Annotated in this window: 20 protein-coding genes and 1 pseudogene; 11 read left to right on the forward strand and 10 right to left on the reverse strand. The window is 72.6% G+C overall.

Annotated features, from left to right (window positions below):
• Positions 1 to 71: 71 nt before the first annotated feature.
• From O7605_RS28335 to O7605_RS28365, 7 genes are read left to right on the forward strand one after another with little or no spacing between them, the layout of a single operon-like run.
• Positions 72 to 731, forward strand: a complete 660-nt coding sequence (locus O7605_RS28335; protein ID WP_269742020.1) for a glycosyltransferase family 2 protein — start codon at positions 72 to 74, stop codon at positions 729 to 731.
• The gene (locus O7605_RS28340) at positions 728 to 1,387 is read left to right on the forward strand and encodes a TIGR04282 family arsenosugar biosynthesis glycosyltransferase (protein WP_269742021.1); all 660 of its coding nucleotides are present in this window, start codon (positions 728 to 730) and stop codon (positions 1,385 to 1,387) included. The genes O7605_RS28335 and O7605_RS28340 overlap by 4 nt, the downstream gene beginning before the upstream one ends.
• A complete protein-coding gene (locus O7605_RS28345) occupies positions 1,384 to 2,025 on the forward strand; it encodes a methyltransferase domain-containing protein (RefSeq protein WP_269742022.1) in 642 nt (213 codons plus the stop codon). Before O7605_RS28340 ends, O7605_RS28345 begins: the two co-directional genes overlap by 4 nt.
• Positions 2,022 to 3,236 carry a molybdopterin-dependent oxidoreductase gene (locus O7605_RS28350; RefSeq protein WP_269742023.1) on the forward strand — a complete coding sequence of 405 codons (1,215 nt, stop codon included), beginning with the start codon at positions 2,022 to 2,024 and terminating at the stop codon, positions 3,234 to 3,236. The genes O7605_RS28345 and O7605_RS28350 overlap by 4 nt, the downstream gene beginning before the upstream one ends.
• The gene (locus O7605_RS28355; protein WP_269742024.1) at positions 3,233 to 3,673 is read left to right on the forward strand and encodes a hypothetical protein; all 441 of its coding nucleotides are present in this window, start codon (positions 3,233 to 3,235) and stop codon (positions 3,671 to 3,673) included. Before O7605_RS28350 ends, O7605_RS28355 begins: the two co-directional genes overlap by 4 nt.
• Before the next feature lie 24 nt (positions 3,674 to 3,697).
• Entirely contained in the window at positions 3,698 to 4,408 is a 711-nt protein-coding gene (locus O7605_RS28360) for a response regulator transcription factor (protein ID WP_269742025.1), read from the forward strand.
• Complete coding sequence (locus tag O7605_RS28365) at positions 4,405 to 5,421, forward strand: sensor histidine kinase (RefSeq protein ID WP_269742026.1); 1,017 nt, start codon at positions 4,405 to 4,407, stop codon at positions 5,419 to 5,421. The genes O7605_RS28360 and O7605_RS28365 overlap by 4 nt, the downstream gene beginning before the upstream one ends.
• A gap of 12 nt (positions 5,422 to 5,433) precedes the next feature.
• Here O7605_RS28365 and O7605_RS28370 read toward each other — a convergent pair.
• From O7605_RS28370 to coaD, 4 genes and pseudogenes are all read right to left on the reverse strand, one after another.
• Positions 5,434 to 5,976, reverse strand: a pseudogene (locus O7605_RS28370) (GNAT family N-acetyltransferase); the annotation flags it as partial.
• A 22-nt stretch (positions 5,977 to 5,998) separates the two neighbouring features.
• Positions 5,999 to 6,520 carry a hypothetical protein gene (locus O7605_RS28375; protein WP_269742027.1) on the reverse strand — a complete coding sequence of 174 codons (522 nt, stop codon included), beginning with the start codon at positions 6,518 to 6,520 and terminating at the stop codon, positions 5,999 to 6,001.
• 70 nt (positions 6,521 to 6,590) lie between these two features.
• The gene (locus O7605_RS28380; protein ID WP_443083973.1) at positions 6,591 to 7,592 is read right to left on the reverse strand and encodes an RNA polymerase subunit sigma-70; all 1,002 of its coding nucleotides are present in this window, start codon (positions 7,590 to 7,592) and stop codon (positions 6,591 to 6,593) included.
• A gap of 40 nt (positions 7,593 to 7,632) precedes the next feature.
• Positions 7,633 to 8,160 (reverse strand): pantetheine-phosphate adenylyltransferase, encoded by a 528-nt coding sequence (gene coaD / locus O7605_RS28385; RefSeq protein ID WP_269742029.1) that lies wholly within the window; start codon positions 8,158 to 8,160, stop codon positions 7,633 to 7,635.
• Between the two features lie 169 nt (positions 8,161 to 8,329).
• On the opposite strand from coaD, the gene O7605_RS28390 reads away from it, so the two are divergent.
• Complete coding sequence (locus O7605_RS28390) at positions 8,330 to 8,884, forward strand: hypothetical protein (RefSeq protein ID WP_269742030.1); 555 nt, start codon at positions 8,330 to 8,332, stop codon at positions 8,882 to 8,884.
• 36 nt (positions 8,885 to 8,920) lie between these two features.
• On the opposite strand, the gene O7605_RS28395 is transcribed toward O7605_RS28390, so the two are convergent.
• A complete protein-coding gene (locus O7605_RS28395; RefSeq protein ID WP_269742031.1) occupies positions 8,921 to 9,688 on the reverse strand; it encodes a GNAT family N-acetyltransferase in 768 nt (255 codons plus the stop codon).
• Between the two features lie 241 nt (positions 9,689 to 9,929).
• Here O7605_RS28395 and O7605_RS28400 point away from each other — a divergent pair, with 241 nt between their 5' ends.
• Positions 9,930 to 10,316 (forward strand): iron transporter, encoded by a 387-nt coding sequence (locus tag O7605_RS28400; protein WP_269742032.1) that lies wholly within the window; start codon positions 9,930 to 9,932, stop codon positions 10,314 to 10,316.
• Positions 10,317 to 10,467: 151 nt separating this feature from the next.
• Here O7605_RS28400 and O7605_RS28405 read toward each other — a convergent pair whose 3' ends face one another.
• On the reverse strand, positions 10,468 to 10,614 hold the full coding sequence (locus O7605_RS28405; protein WP_166458961.1) for a hypothetical protein: 147 nt from the start codon (positions 10,612 to 10,614) through the stop codon (positions 10,468 to 10,470).
• Between the two features lie 216 nt (positions 10,615 to 10,830).
• Between O7605_RS28405 and O7605_RS28410 the strand changes: the two genes are divergently transcribed.
• Positions 10,831 to 12,069: a serine hydrolase domain-containing protein gene (locus O7605_RS28410; protein ID WP_269742772.1), complete on the forward strand. Its 1,239-nt coding sequence runs from the start codon at positions 10,831 to 10,833 to the stop codon at positions 12,067 to 12,069.
• A gap of 181 nt (positions 12,070 to 12,250) precedes the next feature.
• The gene (locus O7605_RS28415; RefSeq protein ID WP_269742033.1) at positions 12,251 to 13,444 is read left to right on the forward strand and encodes an NAD(P)/FAD-dependent oxidoreductase; all 1,194 of its coding nucleotides are present in this window, start codon (positions 12,251 to 12,253) and stop codon (positions 13,442 to 13,444) included.
• A 24-nt stretch (positions 13,445 to 13,468) separates the two neighbouring features.
• Here the strand turns inward: O7605_RS28415 and O7605_RS28420 are convergent, their stop codons facing one another.
• Genes O7605_RS28420 through O7605_RS28435 form a run of 4 tightly spaced genes read right to left on the reverse strand, consistent with a single transcriptional unit; the run spans position 13,469 to position 18,925 of the window.
• Complete coding sequence (locus O7605_RS28420; protein ID WP_269742034.1) at positions 13,469 to 14,041, reverse strand: GNAT family N-acetyltransferase; 573 nt, start codon at positions 14,039 to 14,041, stop codon at positions 13,469 to 13,471.
• Entirely contained in the window at positions 14,038 to 16,422 is a 2,385-nt protein-coding gene (locus O7605_RS28425) for an ABC transporter ATP-binding protein/permease (RefSeq protein ID WP_269742035.1), read from the reverse strand. Before O7605_RS28425 ends, O7605_RS28420 begins: the two co-directional genes overlap by 4 nt.
• A complete protein-coding gene (locus tag O7605_RS28430; RefSeq protein ID WP_269742036.1) occupies positions 16,419 to 17,363 on the reverse strand; it encodes an ABC transporter permease in 945 nt (314 codons plus the stop codon). The genes O7605_RS28425 and O7605_RS28430 overlap by 4 nt, the downstream gene beginning before the upstream one ends.
• On the reverse strand, positions 17,360 to 18,925 hold the full coding sequence (locus O7605_RS28435; RefSeq protein WP_269742037.1) for an ABC transporter substrate-binding protein: 1,566 nt from the start codon (positions 18,923 to 18,925) through the stop codon (positions 17,360 to 17,362). The genes O7605_RS28430 and O7605_RS28435 overlap by 4 nt, the downstream gene beginning before the upstream one ends.

The following is an 18,925-nucleotide window of genomic DNA, read 5'->3' on the forward strand; positions in this document are numbered from 1 at the left end:
TCAGCGTCTCGTAAGACTTCATCATCGGCTGGTAATACCTGCCCGGCTCGATGCTGGTTAGCGTCCGCGACATGACCGATGTGGTACTTCCCTGCCGGAACGAGGCACCGGCCCTGCCCGGCCTGCTGGCCCGGATACCGGCCGGCTACCGGCCGATCGTGGTGGACAACGGCTCGACCGACGACTCGGCCGAGGTGGCGCGGGCCCACGGCGCGGAGGTGATCAGCGTCGCCGAGCCCGGCTACGGTGCCGCCGTGCACGCCGGGGTCGAGGCGGCCGACCCGGCCGACGGGGTGGTGTGCGTGATGGACGCCGACGGCTCCTTCGACCCGACGCAACTGCCCCGGCTGGCCGGCTGCGTACGCACCGGTCAGGCGCAGCTGGCCACCGGCCGGCGCCGCCCGGTCGGACGGGGGGTGTGGCCGCTGCACGCCCGGGCCGCCAACGCCTTCCTCGCCCACCGGCTGCGCCGCACGACCGGCCTGGACGTCCACGACATCGGCCCGATGCGGGCGGTACGCCGCGACGACCTGCTGGCGTTGGGGCTGCGCGACCGGCGGTTCGGCTACCCGCTGGAGTTGCTGATCGCGGCGGGCCGGGCCGGTTGGCGGGTGGTCGAGATCGACGTCGACTACGGTCCCCGGGCGGCCGGCACCCGCTCGAAGGTGACCGGCACCCTGCTCGGCACGGCCCGCGCCGTGCGCGACATGAGCGCGGTGCTGGCCCGGTGAGCGCCGCCCAGGTTCTGGTGCTGGCCAAGGCGCCGACACCCGGACGCGTCAAGACGCGACTCTGCCCACCCTGCACCCCCGAGCAGGCGGCCCGGGTCGCCGCCGCCGCCCTGGCCGACACCCTGGACACCGTCACCACCGCCCCGGCCGGCGCCCGCGTTCTCGTGATCGACGGCGACCACCCCGCCCCGCCGGGTTGGGCCACGCTCCCCCAGCGCGGCGACTCACTCGGCGACCGCCTCGCCAACGCGTTCGCGGACGCCCGTACGCCCGGCACGCCCGCCGTGCTGATCGGCATGGACACCCCGCAGCTCCTCGTCGAACACCTCGACACCGCCCGGGAGCTGCTCGCCTCGGCGGACGGCCCGGACGCGGTGCTCGGCCCGGCCGTCGACGGCGGCTGGTGGACGTTGGGGCTGCGCGACCCCGGCCACGCCACCGTGCTGCGTACCATCGCCACCTCCACGGCGAGCACCGGCCAACGCACCGTGGTCGCGCTGCGTCGACGCGGCCTGCGGGTACGCCTGCTGCCCTGGTTGTCCGACGTGGACACCGCCGCCGACGCGCGCGCCGTGGCCAACCTGTGCCCGCCGGACAGCCGGTTCGCCCGCGCCGTCGCCGCCGAGGTGCCGCAGCCCGCACCGGTCGCCCGGTGAACGCCGTCGCGGTCTTCGACACCGCGCTCGACCGGGCCGCCGCCGGCATCCCGGCCGCCTTCACGGCGCGGCACGCCAGCGGCGAGGTCTACCGCTTCGACCCGGCCGCCTGGTGCCGGGACACGATCGCCGGAGACGATGCGTTGATCGGCTGCTGCACCGGTCACACGCTCGATGTCGGCTGCGGCCCGGGCCGGCTCACCAGCGCCCTCAGCCACGCTGGCCGGCCGGCCCTCGGTATCGACGTCAGCGCCAGCGCGGTGCTGCTGGCCCGCCGCCGGGGCGCGGCCGCGCTGCAACGCGACGTCTTCGGCCCGGTGCCCGGTGCCGGCCGCTGGCGGCACCTGCTGCTGGCCGACGGCAACATCGGCATCGGCGGTGACCCGCTCCGGTTGCTTCGCCGGTGCCGTCAGCTGCTGGCCGTCGACGGGCACCTCCACGTGGAGCTGGCACCGACGGGTACGCCGGCCTGGTCCGGAACCGCGACGGTGCGGACCCCGGACGGCGCCGACCGTACCCTGCCCTGGGCCTGCGTACCCCTCGACGACCTTCCGGAGCTGGCCGACGCCACCGGGATGCGGGTGGTCGACACCTGGACGGAGGCGGGGCGGTGGTTCGCCACCCTGGCCTCCCGATGACCGGCCGCGCGACGGTGCTGCGACGCCTCGCCCGGTGGTGCCTGGCGCCGTTACCGGCACCACCGGTGACGCTGCGGCGCGGCCCGCTGCGCCCCGGAGTGTTCCGGTCCCGGCTGCGGTCGACCCGGCTGACCGGTCAGCTCGGCGTCGCCCTCGGCGTGGCGTTCGCCGTCTGCTTCGCCACCGGTCTGCTCAGCCACCTGATCCAGCACCCGCCGGGCTGGTTCTGGTGGCCGGCCCGACCGGTCGGGCTCTACCGGTTCACGCAGGGTCTGCACGTGGCGACCGGGCTGGCCTCGATCCCGCTGCTCGGCGCCAAGCTGTGGTCGGTGTACCCCCGCCTGTTCAGCTGGCCGCCGGTCCGCTCGATCGTCCACGCGGCCGAACGCGCCAGCCTCGGCCTGCTTGTCGCCGCGGCACTGTTCCTGCTGTTCAGCGGCTTGCTCAACATCTCCCGGTGGTACGCGCCGATGCCGTTCTTCTTCACCGCCGGGCACTACTGGGTGGCCTGGCTGGCGGTCGGTGGGCTGCTGGTGCACATCGGCGTGCGCCTGCCGGCGGTCCGTGCCGCACTCGATCGCCCCACCGGCGAGCCACGGCGGGACGGGCTGAACCGGCGTACGCTGCTCGGCGGCGTCGCCGCCGCGTCCGGGCTGATCACCCTGACCACGGTCGGGCAGACGATCCGACCGTTGACCGGTCTCGCGGTGCTCGCCCCGCGCCACCCCGACGTCGGGCCGCAGGGACTACCGGTGAACCGGACCGCGGCCGGTGCCGGAGTGCGGGCGGCGGCCCTCGACCCGACGTACCGGCTGCGGATCACCGGACCGGACCGCAGCGTCAGCCTGGACCTCACCGCCCTCGACCGACTTCCGCAGTACACCGCAGAGCTGCCGATCGCCTGCGTGGAGGGCTGGAGCGCCACCGGCACGTGGACCGGTGTCCGGTTGGGCGATCTGGTCGCGCTCGTGGGTGCCGATCCCCGACGCTCGTCGGCCTGGGTCGAGTCGTTGCAGGTCGGCGGCAGATACCGGGCCTGCACGGTGCCACCGGAACACGTCGCAGATCCGTTGACCCTGGTCGCGCTGCGGCTGGGCGGCGAGCCCCTGCACCTCGACCACGGCTATCCGGCGCGGCTGATCGCGCCCAACCGGCCCGGCGTGCTGCAGACCAAGTGGCTCAGCCGGATCACCGTGGTGAGGACAGGATGAAGACCCGGATCGTGCTGGTCGTCGGCGGTTGCCTGCTCATGGCGTACGCCGTCGTCGGTGCTCTCACCGACGCCGACCGGACGCCGGGCGGGGTGCTGCTCTTCCTGGCCGCGGTGCTGGTGGTGCACGACGTCGTCTGGATGGCGGCGGTGCTGGCCGTCGGTGTCGCGCTGACCCGCGTCCCGTCCCGGTACCGTCCGACGATCCGGACGGCCGTGATCACCGTCGCCGCGGTCACCGTGGTGGGACTCCCCCTCGCCCTGGGGTTCGGACGCGCGGCCGACAACTCCTCGGTGCTGCCGCTGCCGTACGGTCGCAACCTGGTCGGCGTCCTGCTCGCCGTCGCCGGCACCACGCTGCTGGCCTGTCTGGTGCGGCGACGCGGGACGGCGGCGGACCGTAAGGAATCCGAAAGACCCGCCGACGGTCGTCCGTGACCCGTGGTCGATAGCCTGGTCAGGATGGGACACCGGGTGTTAGTGGTCGACGACGACCCGACGGTCAGTGACGTCGTACGACGTTATCTGGAGCAGGCCGGCTGCGAGGTCCAACTGGCCACCGACGGCGCCGACGGCCTCGCCGCGATCGCCGCCCAACGTCCCGATCTCGTGGTCCTCGACCTCATGATGCCCGGCATCGACGGCCTTGAGGTCTGCCGCCGGATCCGGCGGCAGTTGCCCGACCTGCCGGTGGTCATGCTCACCGCGCTCGGTGAGGAGGCCGACCGGGTGCTCGGGCTCGAGGTCGGTGCCGACGACTACGTCACCAAACCCTTCTCGCCCCGCGAACTGGTGCTGCGGATCCGCTCCGTGCTGCGCCGCACCGCCGCGCACCCCACCGCGCCGACCGTCTCGGCGAAGCTGACCGACGCGACGCTGACCGTGGACAGCGCCCGCCGCGTCGCCGCCCTGGATGGCGCGCCGCTGTCGCTCACCGCCCGGGAGATCGATCTGCTGATCTTCTTCATGCGCCATCCGGGACGGGCGTGGTCGCGTACCGACCTGCTGGACAAGGTCTGGGGATGGCAGTTCGGCGACCAGTCGACGGTCACCGTCCACGTCCGTCGGCTGCGCGAGAAGATCGAGAACGATCCGGCCGACCCGCAGCGCATCCGCACGGTCTGGGGCGTCGGATACCGCTACGACCCGCTCGAGGAGGACACGGCCCGGTGACCGACACGCTGCTCATCGGGCTCTACGCGCTCGCCGCCGGCGGGGTCGTCGGCCTGGCCGGCGCCGCGGCGCTACGGCTGCTGCGGGGCCGGTCCATTCTCGTGCACATCCTGGTGCTGCTCACCGTCACCGTCCTCGCCGTGGTCGCCGGAGTCGCCACCGTCGCGCAGGCGATGTTCCTGTCCGCGCACGACCTGTGGGTCGTGCTCGTCACGGTCAGCGCCTCGGCGGTGATCAGCCTCGCCGTCGGCGCCATCTTCGGCAGGCGACTCGCCGCCGCGGCGGTCTGGGCCAGGGCGGCCCGTGAACGCGAGCGGCGGCTGGAGGCCGGCCGACGCGAACTCGTGGCGTGGGTGTCGCATGACCTGCGGACCCCGTTGGCCGGGCTGCGGGCCATGGCCGAGGCTCTCGAGGACGGCATCATCCACGACCCGGCCGTCGTCGACGAGTACCACCGGCGCATCCGGCTGGAGACCGACCGGATGGCCCAACTCGTCGACGACCTGTTCGAGCTGTCCCGGATCAACGCCGGTGCGCTGCGGCTCATGCCCACCACCGTGCCGTTGGGTGACGTGGTGTCCGACGCGATCGCCGGCGTCGCGCCGCTGGCCGCCCGCCGCCGGATCCACCTGGTGGCCGCCGACAGCGGCTGGCCCGACGTCCGGGCCGGCGAGCGCGAACTCGCCCGCATCGTCAGCAACCTGCTGATCAACTCGGTTCGTTACACACCGGAGGACGGCAGCGTGCACATCGCCGCCGGCCACGAGACCGACAACGTGTGGCTGGCCGTCTCCGACACCTGCGGCGGCATTCCCGGCGAGGACCTGGACCGGGTCTTCGACGTCGCGTTCCGCGGTGAACGGGCCCGCACCCCCGCGGCGGCGGACTCAGGTGGTGGCGGCGGACTCGGCCTGGCCATCGTGCGCGGTCTCGTCGAGGCGCACGGCGGCCGGGTGAACGTCGCCAACACCGACCGCGGCTGCCGGTTCGAGGTACGCCTGCCCGCCACCTGACGGTCTGCCCTGGCGCCACGTCCCGGCGAGCAGGGCGTAGGTGTAGCCGTCCACCCAGCCCAGCTCGGCGTGCCAGGAGTCGCCGACACCGTGCTGCTCACGACGCATGCCGACCTTCTCGAGAAGCCGCACGGAGGGCAGGTTGTCCGCGAAACAGCCGGCGGTGATCCGGCGTACGCCCAGCCGGTCGAACGCGTACGCCACCATCGCGGTGACCGCCTCGGTCGCGTAGCCCTGCCCGCCGTACGCCGGGTCGAAGATGTAGCCGAGCTGGGCCTCGGTCCGCGCCGGCATGCCGGGTTGCCCCATGCCGTCGACCACGTCGAGCGAGACGGACCCGATCACCACGCCGCCCAGGGTCACCGCGACGCTGTGGTCGTCGGGGTCCTGCGCCGCGCGCCGCCAGGCCGCCCGGAAGGACGCCGGATCGACCTCGGTACGCAGCAGCCAGCGGGTGACCTCCGGCAGGTTGCGGTACTCCAGCATGCGGTCGACGTCCTCGTCCCGCACGGGACGAAGCTCGAGGCGTTCGGTGCGAAGGTGTGCACTGCCCACGAGGTGGCAGGATAGCCGCCGGTCACGACCGCTGACGCAGCGCGCGCAGCACGCCGTGTCGGCGCAGGGCCCAGGCGAGGCGCCGGACGCTCGAATGCCGCACGAACAGCACCGCCGCCCGACGGATCAGGCCGAGCCGCTTGTCGCTGGACTGGTTGTCGATCGCCTGCCAGATCAGCTCGCGTACCTGGGCGCTGTCCAGCACCGCCCGCACCTCACGCCGCACCGCGGGGTCCTCGGCCGCCGAGGCGATGGCTGCCGCCTGGTCCGGGCGGTCGACGATCGGCCGCACCGCCGCGACGAGCGGCCGGCGTACGTCGTCCTGCTCCAGCAGCAGCAACACGGCCGCACGGATCTCGACCGTGTCCAGACCGGATCGCAGCAGCCTCAACAGGCTGCGTTCCACCTCGCGGTCGTGATCTGGGACGGACAGCGTGGCCAGCAGCACCGACACCTCGTCGAGATCGATGAGGTGTCGCAACCCGCCCCGGAACTCCGGAATACCCCACGCAACCTGGAGCCCCTTGGCGAGATCGCGGTTCATGCGCCCTGCGCTACCCGGGTGCGGCGGTCAGCGAAACCTGCGGTCTGTCCGGCCGGATAGCGCGAAGGGTTCAGTCGGTGCCGTCGGCGGGCAGGCGGTCCGGTAGCCCGAGCCGTGGGAACTGGTCGTCGTGGAACGTGACGATCTCGGCGATCGTCCCGCCGGTGACCCGCAGCACGTCGATGGTCAGCGGCAGGTACGCGCCCTCCCGCTTGCGCAGGTGGTAGAAGGCGACGGCGGGCTGCCGGTTGACCCGGGTCTCGACGGCACGCAGGCCCGTCATGCCCGCGAAGCCGCTGCTGACCCAGTCCTCGACCACCACGTCGCGGCCGACGTGCAGGCCCGGGGTGGGCGGCATCGAGCAGCGCACGTCCTCGCGCAGCAGTGTGGCGAGACCGTCGATGTCGGTGGCCACGCTGGCCTCGGTGTAGCGGCGCACCAGTTCCCGCGTCCCGGCGTCCTCCCCGCCGCCGGTCCAGTCCTGCCGCTCGGCCGGCAGGTGCTCCCGCATGCCCGCGCGGGCCCGCTGCAGCGCGCTGTTCACCGAGTTGACCGAGTCGCCGAGCAGCTCCGCGACGTCCTTCGCCGGCCAGCCGAGCACATCCCGCAGGATCAGCACGGCCCGTGGGCGTGGCGCCAGGTGCTGGACCGCGACCAGGTACGCCAACTCGATCGTCTCCCGAGCGACGGCGACCACCTCCGGCTCGTCCTCGACGCCGGCGGCCAGCTCGTCGAGCAGCCGGTCCGGATAGGGCTGCAACCACCGCACCTCGCCGCCGGACGCCGGCTCCGGGCGGCACCTGGCGAGCAGATCCAGGCAGGCGTTGGTGGCGATCCGGTACAGCCAGGCCCGGAAGGTGGACCGACCGGCAAAAGTCTCCCGCCGCCGCCAGGCGCGCAGGAACGTCTCCTGCACGGTGTCCTCGGCATCCTCGAACGATCCGAGCATCCGGTAACAGTGCACGTGCAGTTCCCGCCGGTGCCGTTGCGCCAACCCCGAGAATGCCGGCTCGTCGATGTCCCCCAGGCCACCCACACCCAGTTCCTTCGGCCGCGTGTCCGCACTCATCACATCGTCCTCACGTCGTCGTGTCCCGTCGTAGGTATGACGGCTACGAGCGCGACAACTCATCACCCGGGTCGGTCCGCGGGTCGCTGGGCCGGGCGGCCCGAGGTGACGTTCCCAGCGTGCGCACCGCTGTCGAGGACAGCCGGGTCAGTCCCGGCCGCGCAGCCAGGAACACCGTGGGTACGCCGAGCGATCGGTTCATCGCGGCGAGTCGGTGCTCGGCCTGAAGGTCGCTGGTGTCACGCACCCCGCGGACGATCACCGACACCTCGTGGGCGTGGCAGTAGGCGGAGGTCAACCCGCGCCAGGCGACCACGGTGACGGAGGTCCACCCGACCGGAAGGACAGCCCGGACGGCGGCCGCTCGTCGCTCCTGGTCGGCACCCGGCTGCTTGTCGCCGTTGACGGCGACGAGCACGACCACGTCGTCGAAGAGGTCGCGGGCCCGGCGCACCACGTCGAGGTGTCCGGCGGTGAAGGGATCGAAGCTGCCGGGGTAGACGGCACGGACGCGTGCGCGACCAGGCCCGTGTCCTGTCGCAGGCCGCCCGGCGGGTGGTTCGGGCGTCACGACCGGGACCGACCGGACCGGGCCGTTGCTCCCCTGTCGATGCTCATGGGCCGACTGTAGATATCGGCCGTCGGTCCGGGCGTCCCTGGGTGGGAAGGGCTTGACGCACCAACTCTCATGACGCATCGTCGATTGACACTCTCGAATGCCTTGACCACGGGGAGCACTGATGAAGGCCTTCGTCACCACCACCCTCGTCGCCGCCCTGCTGCTCCTGACCCCCGGCAGCGCGCCCGCTGACCAGCCGGCAGCCAACCCGTCCTGCACCGGCCAGATCCACCCGAACCCGGGGTTCGAGCGTGGCACCGACGGTTGGGAGGCCGGCCCCCGCATCGTCGTGCTCGGCGACACCACCCGACCCGCGCGCACCGGCCGGGCATACGCCACCTTCGCCGGGTTGGACGTGACCCGCTCCGACCTGCTGCGTACCACCGTCACGGTGCCGGCCAACTGCGACCTGACGGTCCGCTTCTGGGTCCGGACCATCACCACCGAGACCAGCCGCGGCGACTACCTGAACGTCGGGCTGGCGGTCACCGGGATTCCCCCGAAGACCCGGTTCTCGCTGGCCTTCGACGGCGGACCGGAGTGGCGGCAGTACACCATGTCGACCGGGATCGCGGCGACCGAGCGCACCGCCACGGTCAGCTTCCTCGCCAGCGAGTCGGCCGGCAACGGCGTCACGGCCTTCGACGTCGACAACGTCACCTTCCGGTTGAGCTGACCCGGGCCTACGACGGTTGAGCCTCGACCGGCACGGTCAAGCCGTCGAGGTCCAACCGGCACCGCCGAGGGCCAGGCGGTAGGTACGCACGGTGTCGCCGTCCGGGGTGGGTCGCGCCTGGCCCGCGTCCCAGCCCAGACGCTCGTAGAACCCGGTCGCCCCCAGAGGTCCGGTAGAGGTCTGCGCCTCGACCCACCTCGCGCCGGTGCTACCGACCAGCTCGACGAACCGTGCGGCCAGCAGCATCCCGACGCCGCTCTTGCGCCAGTCAGGTCGCACCGCCAGCGCGGTCATGACCGCCACCTGTGGCGCCGACTCCGACTCGGCTCGCTCCCGGGTGCGCACGGTCGCCCGACGAGGCGACACCCGACGGGCCCACGGCCGGAACCGGGTCCGCACGACCCGCAGGGCGACCCGGGGCCGGAGAAGCAGCGCGGCCAGGCCGGCCAGGGCGAGGGACGCCATGGCACGCCGGTCCTTCGCCACCTCGGTGGTGTACCTGGCATGATCGGCGGTGCCCAGCACGAACCCGACAATCTCGTCCTGTGGGGCAGCGGCGTCGATGACGACCATGCCCACCCCGTACCGCGATGTCAGGAACGTGCGGTGCCAACGACGCACGAAGCGGGCACCGAGCGACGGAAACAGCCCGATCGGAAGCAACTCGACATGGGCGCGGGACGTCGCCGGAAGATCCTCGCGTTCCGCCGGCCGCAGCACGAGCCGGTCCGCGGCGTGCTCCGGGGTCGACGGCGCGACGATACTCCACCGGAGATCGTCGATGATGCCTCGCGGGATGCGCATGACCTCAGCCTCCCTTCGGCAACGTCTACCCGCCCAGGGCGACCGGACACAGGGTGACCGCGGACAACCGGTCCCGTTGGCTGAACCCAGATCAACAGTGTCCGCGACAGACGGCCGGGTATCCGGAAGCGAAGGCGTCGCCGAGACTGGGAGAGCCTCTGGCGCCGCGCGGCAGGAGTGGCCGGGCCCGAGCGGCGACCAGCCCGCAGCGAGGCCGAATCTCGACGAGATGGGGGAAATCATGAGGCGGACCAGCCCGCCGATGGCGCCCAGCCACCTCGAGGTCGCCGTGGCCGACGCCGCCGACGGACGATTCGTCCCCGGCCTGACCGTGCACCTGCGACTCAGCCGCGACGGCGCCCCGATCCTCGCCGCCGACCTGCCATTTCTGTGGCATCCGTTCCTGCATCACTACGGCACCAACGCGAGCGTCCCCGACGAAGGCCCCTACCGGGTCACCATCCGCGTCGCGGCTGCCGGCTTCATGCGCCACGACCCGGTCAACGGCCGCCGCTACGAGCGGCCGGTGGAGGTCCACTTCGACAACGTCTCCCTGGCCAACGGGCGCAAGCCCAGTCCGGATGCCCGGCCCCGAGGGCCCGCCGCGCCAACCGCGTCCGGCGCCTGACGAGCGGGCCAGGGTGTACGGGCAGCAGGTGACTCGCCCTGCTGCCCGTACCCCACCGGGCAAAGTGTCACCGTCACGGCACAGCGGACCGTCAGCGGGTGCCGCCGACCGCGACCGGCCGGCTCAGGTGCGCACCGACGACCTTCAGCACCTATTCGGTGATCACTGGCCAGGCATAGGCCAGCAGGGCGAACGCCGCTCCGAGCAGGGCGAGCGAGACACCCCGGGTGGAGATGGGCAGCGCGGCCAGCACGAGCAGGATGACCGCGACGACATAGAGGAATGCCTGTACCGACATGGTGTGTTCCTTCGGGGATGGGATGATGGGCGGATCGCTCTCTACCCCCGGCGTCCGGGCCGCCAAACCCTCTGCCCGCCCCGGCATCGTGCGCCGAGCGATTGACGCCGGCTCGTGCCACAGTGGGAGGCGAGGCTCCGGCTTGAGCCGGATGTGTCCCGCCGGGATCCCGGCGAGCATGTCGGTATGTCACGTACTCTTCGGACACTGAAGATGGTGGCCACCAGCGTCGCGCTGGTGGCCACCATCGCCGTCGTACCCGCATCCGCCACCGCGCAGCCGGGCACCGCAGCGCGGCCGGCCGCTGGCGGACCGGATCGCGCCGCGTTGCGCGCCGCCCTCGCCGCGGTACCCGAAGCCGGTGCCCCGGGAGTGCTGCTCGCCGTGCGCGACGGCCGGCGCGACTGGCGTGACGCCGCCGGCCAGGCCTTCCTGACCAGGCCGCAACCCATGCGGCCGCAGCTGCGGCACCGGATCGGCAGCATCACCAAGACGTTCGTCGCCACCACCGTGCTCCAGCTCGTCGACGAGGGCCGGTTGGGGCTGGACGACCCGATCGGGCGGTGGCTGCCCGACATCGTGCCGGACGAGCTCGGCACCGAGGTCACCGTCCGGATGCTGCTCAACCACACAAGCGGCATCGGCAACTACACCAACGCCATGATCAACTCGTACGCGGCGATCGACCAGATGCGGGTCACCACGTACGCTCCGGCCGACCTGGTGGCCATCGGCCTGGCCTTGCCGCCGACGAACGCCCCCGGTGCCCGGTTCAGCTACTCGAACACCAACTACGTCCTGGCCGGACTGCTGATCGAGACGATCACCGGCAACGACGCGGCGGCCGAGGTCCAGCGGCGCGTTCTGCGACCACTGAAACTCGCCGACACGTTCTTTCCGGGCACCGACGCGCGGATCCGTGGCCCACACAGTGGTGCCTACTTCGCCCCGTTCGGCGTGCGGGATCTCAGCGAGTTCAACATGAGCTGGGCGTGGACGGCCGGCGAGATGATCGCCACCACGGCGGACCTGAACACCTTCTTCCGAGCGCTGCTCGGCGGTGACCTGCTCAGCCCGGCCGCTCTCGACGAGATGCTCACCGCCGTGCCGATGCTGCCCGAACAGCCCGCCGCCGGCAGCTACGGTCTCGGCATCTACTCGCTGCCGACCCCGTGCGGGGAGTTCTGGGGCCACGACGGCGCGGTCATCGGTCACCTGACGATCTCGCTGCACAGCCGCGACGGCGCCCGTCAGGTGTCGTCCGGGATCAACATCAGCCACTACCAGATCGGCCTGCCCGATCCGCACCCGATCGACATCGCCTGGAACACGTTACTGAGCACCGCGATCTGCCCGGCCGACGAGGCGGGCAGCCGTTCGGCGGTGACCGTTGCGCCGTTGCCGGGCGTCACCCGGCTGCCGGGCACCAACGACGCGGCGGTGGCGGCACCCTGAGCCGAGTCCGCCCTCGGTGATCCCCTGACGGCAGCTCGATCCCGTCAGGGGATCACGCCGTCACACCGCCGGCACGGCCCGGTGCGGGCGGTGGCGGCAGGGGTTGGGAGAACCACGACGGTCACATCCGGGGCGCTGCCGGTGTCTTGAAGGGTGGAACCGACCGCGAAGGGAGTCTGACATGGCAGCGGGAACCAGGGTGGTGGTGGTCGGCGGCGGATTCGCCGGCGTGATGGCCGCCAATCGGCTGACGCAACGCGCCGACGTCTCGGTGACCATGGTGAATCCACGGCCGGACTTCGTCATCCGGCTCCGGCTGCACCACGTGGTCGCCGGCGTCCACGACGCGGTCGCCCCGTACCGACAGGTGCTGGCCGAGGGCGTTCGGCTCGTCCGAGACACCGTCACGGCAGTCGACGCGGCTCAGCGCAGGGTGACGCTGCTGGGCGGCGGCACCCTCGGCTACGACCACCTCGTCTACGCGGCGGGCAGCGCGAGTGCCGCACCACGTGTTCCCGGCGCGGACGAGTTCGCCTATCCGATGGCCACGCTCGAGGCGGCGCGGCGGCTGCGCGCGATCCTCGACGACCAGCCTCCGGCGACCCCGGTGACTGTCGTCGGCGCCGGGCCGACCGGCATCGAAACCGCCGCCGAACTGGCCGAGCGGGGCCACCGGGTCACTCTGGTCTGCGGGGGCGTGCTGGGCGCGTACCTGCATCCGGCGGCACGACGTGCCGCCGCCCGGTCGCTGAGTGGGATCGGCGTGGACGTACTGGCCGGTCCCGGTGGCACGGTCACCGAGGTCACGCGGGACACGGTGCGGCTCGACGACGGTCGTACGCTGCCGAGCGCGATCACCATCTGGACCGCCGGTTTCGGGGTGCCGGATCTGGCCACCCGCAGCGGTTTGCGGACCGACGCCATCGGACGCCTGATCACCGACGAGACGCTGACCAGCCTCGACGACGAGCGCATCGTCGCGGCCGGGGACTCGGCCGCGCCGTCCGGCGTGCCGTACCGGATGAGCGCGTACACGGCCAGTTGCCTCGGCGCGCACGCCGCGGACACGGTGCTGCGGCGCATCGCGGGCACCGCTCCCGAGCCGGCGAGCGTCTTCTTCGGCGCGATGTGTGTCGGCCTGGGCTCGCATGCCGGCATCTACCAACTCGCCGGCCGGGACGACACCGCGAACAGGATGTACGTCGGAGGCCGCCTCGGCGCGAGACTCAAGGCCCTGACCTACCGGTTCGCCGTCGGTCACCTCACGAACGAGGCTCGCAAGCCCGGATCGCACCGGTGGCTCGGCAACAACAAGCGTCGGCAACTGCTCCAGGCACAGGCCCCGGTAGCGGCTGCCGCTGACCAGCCGGCGTAGCGCGACGCGGTCCGCCCGGTCGCGCTAGGGGCGGCCGGGCAGCACGATCTCGAAGTGGACCGTCTGGTAGGTGTCGTCGCAGCCGCCACGTGGGTCGTGGATCAGCGTGGCGACGCTCCGCCAGAACGGTTCGGCGCCGTCGACGCGTGGGTCCGTGTGCAGATAGAGCGCACGGTAGCGGGGCTGCCGGGCGACGAAATCGACGGCGAGGCCGACGAGTGCCCGGGCCAGACCGCAGCGTCGGTGTTCCGGGCGCACGTACACCCGGAACAGCTGGGCCGTGGTGTCGTCCGGATAGCGCCGGGCGAGGAAACCAGGGTGCGGTGGGCTCTTGGGCCCGCCGGCGCGTACCGCCGTGGTGCCGACCACCTCGTCGCCCTTGGTGGCGACGAACAGGGCGTGCTGCTCCGGCACGAGGTAGGTGCCGGCCAGGTCGATGACGTCCCGGTGCCAGTCGGGCCGGTAGCCGTAGCCGAAGTCGCGGTAGAAGGTGTCGAGCATGACGCCGCGGGCACCGTCGAGGTGCCGGCGGTCGGCCGGCTGGACCTCGTACGGGCCGACGTCGTGCGGGTACTGCGGCATGGTTCCTCCGGTCATGGGTTGGACGGTGCCGTGGCGGTCGCCGGGTCGATGTGCAGCAGCGCGCGGGTCAGCGGGTGGTGTGCGTGGTGGAGCAGGGCGTCGGCCGGGCCGCTGTCGACGACAACTCCGTCGTCGAGAACGACGATGTGGTCGGCGAGGTGAGCCACCACGTCGCGATCGTGGCTGATCACGACGACGGTCAGCCGGAGGTCGCGTCGCAGCTCGTCGAGGAGGGTGAGGATGCCGTGCCGGGTGATGCGGTCGAGCCCGGCGGTCGTCTCGTCGCAGATCAGCACGCGGGGTCCGCTGGCCAGCGCGCGGGCGAGCGCCGCGCGGTGCAGTTCGCCGCCGGAGAGCCGGTCGGGACGCCGAGTCGCGGTGTGTTGGGCCAGGCCCACCCGGTCGAGCAGGTGCCGGGCGGTGTGGTGGGCCTGTTCCGGCGTGGCGTCGCGCAGGCGTCGCGCGGGCCTGCCGATCTGGTCCACCACCGGCCGGTAGGGGTCGAAGCTGGCCCGGGCGTCCTGGAAGACGTACTGGATGGCGCCGAGCTCGTGTGGCTGGCGTCGGTCGAGGTGCGCGGCGAGGCGCTGCCCGGCGAGGGACACCTGGCCGGTGTGGACCGGGTGCAGGCCGGCGATGCACCTGGCAAGGGTGGTCTTGCCACTTCCGGACCGGCCGACCACCGCCAGGCAGCGTCCGGCGGCCACGGCCAGGTTGACGTCGCGGAGCACGTCGCGTTGCCGACCGCCGTCGCGGTGGGCGGCGCTCAGGTTGGTGACGCGTAGCAGCGGCCGATCCGGTCGGACCGTCGCCGGTGGCCGGGCCGGTGGTGTGGCGAGCAACTGCCGGGTGTGCCGGTGACGAGGTACGGCGAGCACCTCGGCGGCCGGACCGGATTCGACGGCGGCACCTCGGTGCAGCACGAGGATCTGGTCGGCCACGGCCCTGACGAGGTGCAGGTCGTGGCTGAGCAGGATGACGGCGATGCCGGCGCGGGCGAGTTTCGTCAGCTCTGCGGCGACGGCGTCGCGGGTGAGCGCGTCCTGTCCGGTGGTGGGTTCGTCGGCGATGAGCAGGACGGCGTGCGCCAGCAGGGCGTGGGCGATGACGAGGCGTTGCTGCTGTCCGCCGGAGAGCTGGTGGGGGAACCGGCGCAGGAACCGGCGGTCGGTCGGCAGGCTGACGCGTTCCAGGGTGGCCGCCACCGCACGTCCGCGGGTGCCGCGGCTGGCACCGGGTGCCTGGTGCCGGGCGATCTCGTGGAGCACGGCACCGATTCGGCGTACGGGGTGCAGGGCGGCACCAGGTTGCTGGGGTACGTAGCCGACGGTGCCGGGTGCCGGCGGGCTGGCGGTCGTGACGGGCCGACCGGCCAGGGTGATGGTGCCGGTGTGGGTGACGCCAGGGGTCGCCTCGCCGAGCAGGGCGCGGGCGGTGGTGGTCTTGCCGCTGCCGGATGCGCCGATGACGGCGAGGATCTCGCCGGCTCGCAGGCTGAAGGAGACGCCGTCGACAAGCGTCCGGTCGGCGGTCGTGGCCGCCAGCTCCCGCACCTGGAGGAGAGAGTCGTGGGCGTGGTCGCCGGGCGTGGCCGGTGCGGGCGGTGGTGCCGGGCTGGGGACGGCAGGGGTGTCCAGCATCCGGTCGGTGACCAGGTTGAGACCGACGGCCAGGCAGACGATGAGCGCGGCCGGCACGGCGACGGACCAGGGTTGCAGGAACAGGCCGGTGCGGTTGCGGTCCACCATGACGGCCCAGTCCGCGGCGTCGGGTGCCACGCCGATGCCCAGGAAGCTGGCGGTGGCCACCAGGTAGATGGCCCCGATGAACCGGACTCCGGCGTCGGCGAGCAGGACCCGGCGGATGCCGGTGCCGACGTAGCCGGGACCACGTCGCCACCAGGTCTCGCGGTACAGGCGCATCGCCTCCATGGCCGGCCCGTGGGCCAGTGGCAGCGCGGCGGCCCGGGTGATCCGGGTGATCTCCGGCAACCCGATCAGCGCGACGATCCCGACGAGGGTGAGCGGGCCGGGCGGCGCGGTGGCGGCCAGCAGGATCAGCAGCAACAGCGACGGCACCGCCAGCGTCAGGTCCAGGGGGCGCATGAGCAGCTCGTCGACCCACCGGCGGCGGGTGGCGGCGGCCACCAGGCCGGCCGGCACGCCGAGGAGGTACGCCAGCAACGTCGCGCTGACGGCGACCACGACGACGGACCGGCCGCCGAGCAGTACCTGCCGCGCCACGTCGCGGCCGACGAAGTCGGTGCCCAGCAGCCCGTCGTCGGCGAACGGGAACGCGCGCTCACCCGGCTCGCCGACCAGCCACGGGCCGGCCACGGCCAGCGCGAGCGGCACCGCCAGCAGCGCCGCTCCGGTCAGCGTGCGCAGCCGGCTCATCGCACGGCCCCGGTGCGGGGTGCGAGACGGAACGCCACCAGGTCGGCGACCAGGTTCACCACCACGGTGGTGACGGCCACGAGGACGCACAGCGCCTGCACGGTGGGGATGTCGCGGGTGGACACCGCGTCGACGAGGGCGGTGCCGAGTCCGGGGATGACGAACACCGCCTCGACGACGATGACGCCGCCGAGCAGCCAGTCGGTGGTCCGGGCGAGCTGCTGCACCACCGGCGCCAGCGCGCCGGGTAGCGCGTGGCGAAGCCAGAGCCGGCCGCCGGTGATACCGAGCCGTCGGGCGTGGCGCACGTGCTCGCCGCGCAGGGCGTCGAGCAGGCCGGCGCGGGTGAGGCGGCTGATCGTGCAGATCGGCCGGGCGAGCAGCACCAGCAGCGGCAACACGAGCACGGCCGGCCGGGCGAGCAGGTCGGCACCGAACGCGGTGGGTGGCAGCCAGCCGAGTTGGACGCCGAAGACGGCGATGAGCAGGATCGCCAGGGCGAACTCGGGTACCGCGTACAGCGCGACCGACACCGCGGACACCACCCGGTCCAGTCGCCCGCCTTCCCGGCGGGCGGCCAGCATGCCCAACGCGACGGCGAGCGGTACCAGCACCAGCAGGGTCACCGCCGCCAGCAGCAGGGTGGCGGCCGCGCTGTCGGCGAGCCGTTCGACGATCGACCGCTGCGAGATCAGCGAGACGCCGAGGTCGCCCCGGAGCAGGTCGGTCAGCCAGTCGAGGTAGCGCTGCCAGGCCGGCTGGTCGAGGTCCAGTTGCGCCCGGATCGCGGCGATGCGGGCCGGGTCCGGGTGGTCGCCGGCGATCACCACGGCGGCGTCACCGGGCAGCGCCTCGGTGAGCACGAACACGATCGTGGTGATCCCGGCGACCTGCCCGAGGCCGAGCAGCAACCGCCCGGCGGCGTAGCGGGGCAGACTCACCCCAGCCAGACCTTGTCGAAGCGGGCCCAGTCGAGGGTGTTGGCCGGGGCGTCGGCGGACACCCCACCGACGCGGGGCGCGGTGGCGACGAGGAAGTCCGCGAAGCCCCAGATCAGGAATCCACCCTCGGCGTGCAGGGTGCGCTGCATGTCGCCGTACGCCTGTCGGCGGGTCGCTTCGTCGGCGCTGGAGACGGCCTCGGCGTAGCGGGCGTCGAACTCGGTTCGGGCCCACCGGGTGGCGTTGGTGGTGGAGTTGGTCAGCAGCCGCTGGGAGATGTGCGTTTCGATGGGCATGGCACCGGAGCGGTACGAGGCCAGCACACCGGAGTTGAGGATGTCCTTCCAGTAGGTGTCCTTGTTGCCCAGCACGGGTTCGATGACGAGGCCGACCTGTTTGGCCTGGTCGGCGAAGACGCTGGCGGCCTCGACGAAACCACTGGCCACCGGGGCGGTGTCGAGCGGGATGCGCAGGCCCCTGGCGCCGGCCTTGTCGATGAGGAACCGGGCCCGGTCGAGGTCACGGGTGCGCTGGGGGATGTCGTCGGCGTAGTACTGGTAGCCCTTGCCGAACAGGTCGTTGCCGACCTGCCCGGAGCCGGCGAGGACGGTGTCGACCAGCTGTTGTCGGTCGGTGAGCAGGAACATGGCTTCGCGCAGGTCACGGTTGTCGAACGGCGGCCGGTCGACCTTCATGGCGAGCGACTGCATGGTGCTGTTCGGCATCCGGGTGACGGCCATCCGGCCACCGTCGGCGTGGGTACGGGCGGTGGTGGGGGTGATGTCGTGCGCGTAGTCCACCTGGCCGGCGAGCAGGGCGTTGACCCGTGCCGACTCCTCGTTGCTGATCAGGTACTCCAGCTCGTCCAGGTGCGCGGCGCCCTCCCAGTAGCCGTCGTACCGCTTGAGCAGCAACGACCGGCCGGGCTGCCAGGAGTCGAAGGTGAACGGTCCGGAGCCGACGGGCCGCTCGAAGCTGTCGGCGTCCTGCGGGACGATGTACGCGCCGAACGCGGCCAGCGCGTTGGGGAACTCGGCGAAGGGCCGCTTGAGGACCAGTTCCAGGGTGCGGTCGTCGATGGCGCGGCTGTTGGGCAGGTCGAGCAGGTCGAGGCTGGCCTTGGCGCGGAAGGCCCGCTTCGGGTCGGTGATCCTGGCATAGCTGTAGAGCACGTCGGCGGCGCGGACCGGCCTGCCGTCGTGGAATGCGGCCTGCCGCAGGGTGATCCGCCAGCGGGTGAGGTCGCTGCTGGGCTCCCAGCGTTCGGCGAGGCGGGGTTGGATGGAGACGTCCGGGCCGTAGTCGGCGAGCTTGTCGAACATCGCCTTGGCGCGCGACGCCTCGTTGAACAGGTTCGCCAGGTGCGGGTCCAGCGTCTCGTTGACACCGCCGCCCGCGAACGCCGCCCGCAACCGACCGCCACGCCGGGGCTGTCCGGCCGAGGTGCCGGCCGGGTCCCCGCTCGGGCCGCAGCCGGTCAGCAGGGCGGCGGAGATGGCGGCGGCGCCGCCGAGCAGGCCGCGGCGCGACACGCGCGGCACGGCGACTGGCTGATGGATCAT

The sequence above is a fragment of the Verrucosispora sp. WMMA2121 genome (assembly GCF_027460185.1).
Classification (GTDB): Bacteria; Actinomycetota; Actinomycetes; order Mycobacteriales; family Micromonosporaceae; genus Micromonospora; species Micromonospora palythoicola.

Bases quoted from the DNA above. Each gene is read 5' to 3' on its own strand.
- O7605_RS28335 (WP_269742020.1), top strand. From the start codon at position 72: ATGACCGATGTGGTACTTCCCTGCCGGAACGAGGCACCGGCCCTGCCC.
- O7605_RS28350 (WP_269742023.1), top strand. From the start codon at position 2,022: ATGACCGGCCGCGCGACGGTGCTGCGACGCCTCGCCCGGTGGTGCCTG.
- O7605_RS28355 (WP_269742024.1), top strand. From the start codon at position 3,233: ATGAAGACCCGGATCGTGCTGGTCGTCGGCGGTTGCCTGCTCATGGCG.
- O7605_RS28360 (WP_269742025.1), top strand. From the start codon at position 3,698: ATGGGACACCGGGTGTTAGTGGTCGACGACGACCCGACGGTCAGTGAC.
- O7605_RS28375 (WP_269742027.1), bottom strand. From the start codon at position 6,520: ATGAACCGCGATCTCGCCAAGGGGCTCCAGGTTGCGTGGGGTATTCCG.
- O7605_RS28390 (WP_269742030.1), top strand. From the start codon at position 8,330: ATGAAGGCCTTCGTCACCACCACCCTCGTCGCCGCCCTGCTGCTCCTG.
- O7605_RS28395 (WP_269742031.1), bottom strand. From the start codon at position 9,688: ATGCGCATCCCGCGAGGCATCATCGACGATCTCCGGTGGAGTATCGTC.
- O7605_RS28400 (WP_269742032.1), top strand. From the start codon at position 9,930: ATGAGGCGGACCAGCCCGCCGATGGCGCCCAGCCACCTCGAGGTCGCC.
- O7605_RS28405 (WP_166458961.1), bottom strand. From the start codon at position 10,614: ATGTCGGTACAGGCATTCCTCTATGTCGTCGCGGTCATCCTGCTCGTG.
- O7605_RS28415 (WP_269742033.1), top strand. From the start codon at position 12,251: ATGGCAGCGGGAACCAGGGTGGTGGTGGTCGGCGGCGGATTCGCCGGC.
- O7605_RS28420 (WP_269742034.1), bottom strand. From the start codon at position 14,041: ATGACCGGAGGAACCATGCCGCAGTACCCGCACGACGTCGGCCCGTAC.
- O7605_RS28425 (WP_269742035.1), bottom strand. From the start codon at position 16,422: ATGAGCCGGCTGCGCACGCTGACCGGAGCGGCGCTGCTGGCGGTGCCG.
- O7605_RS28435 (WP_269742037.1), bottom strand. From the start codon at position 18,925: ATGATCCATCAGCCAGTCGCCGTGCCGCGCGTGTCGCGCCGCGGCCTG.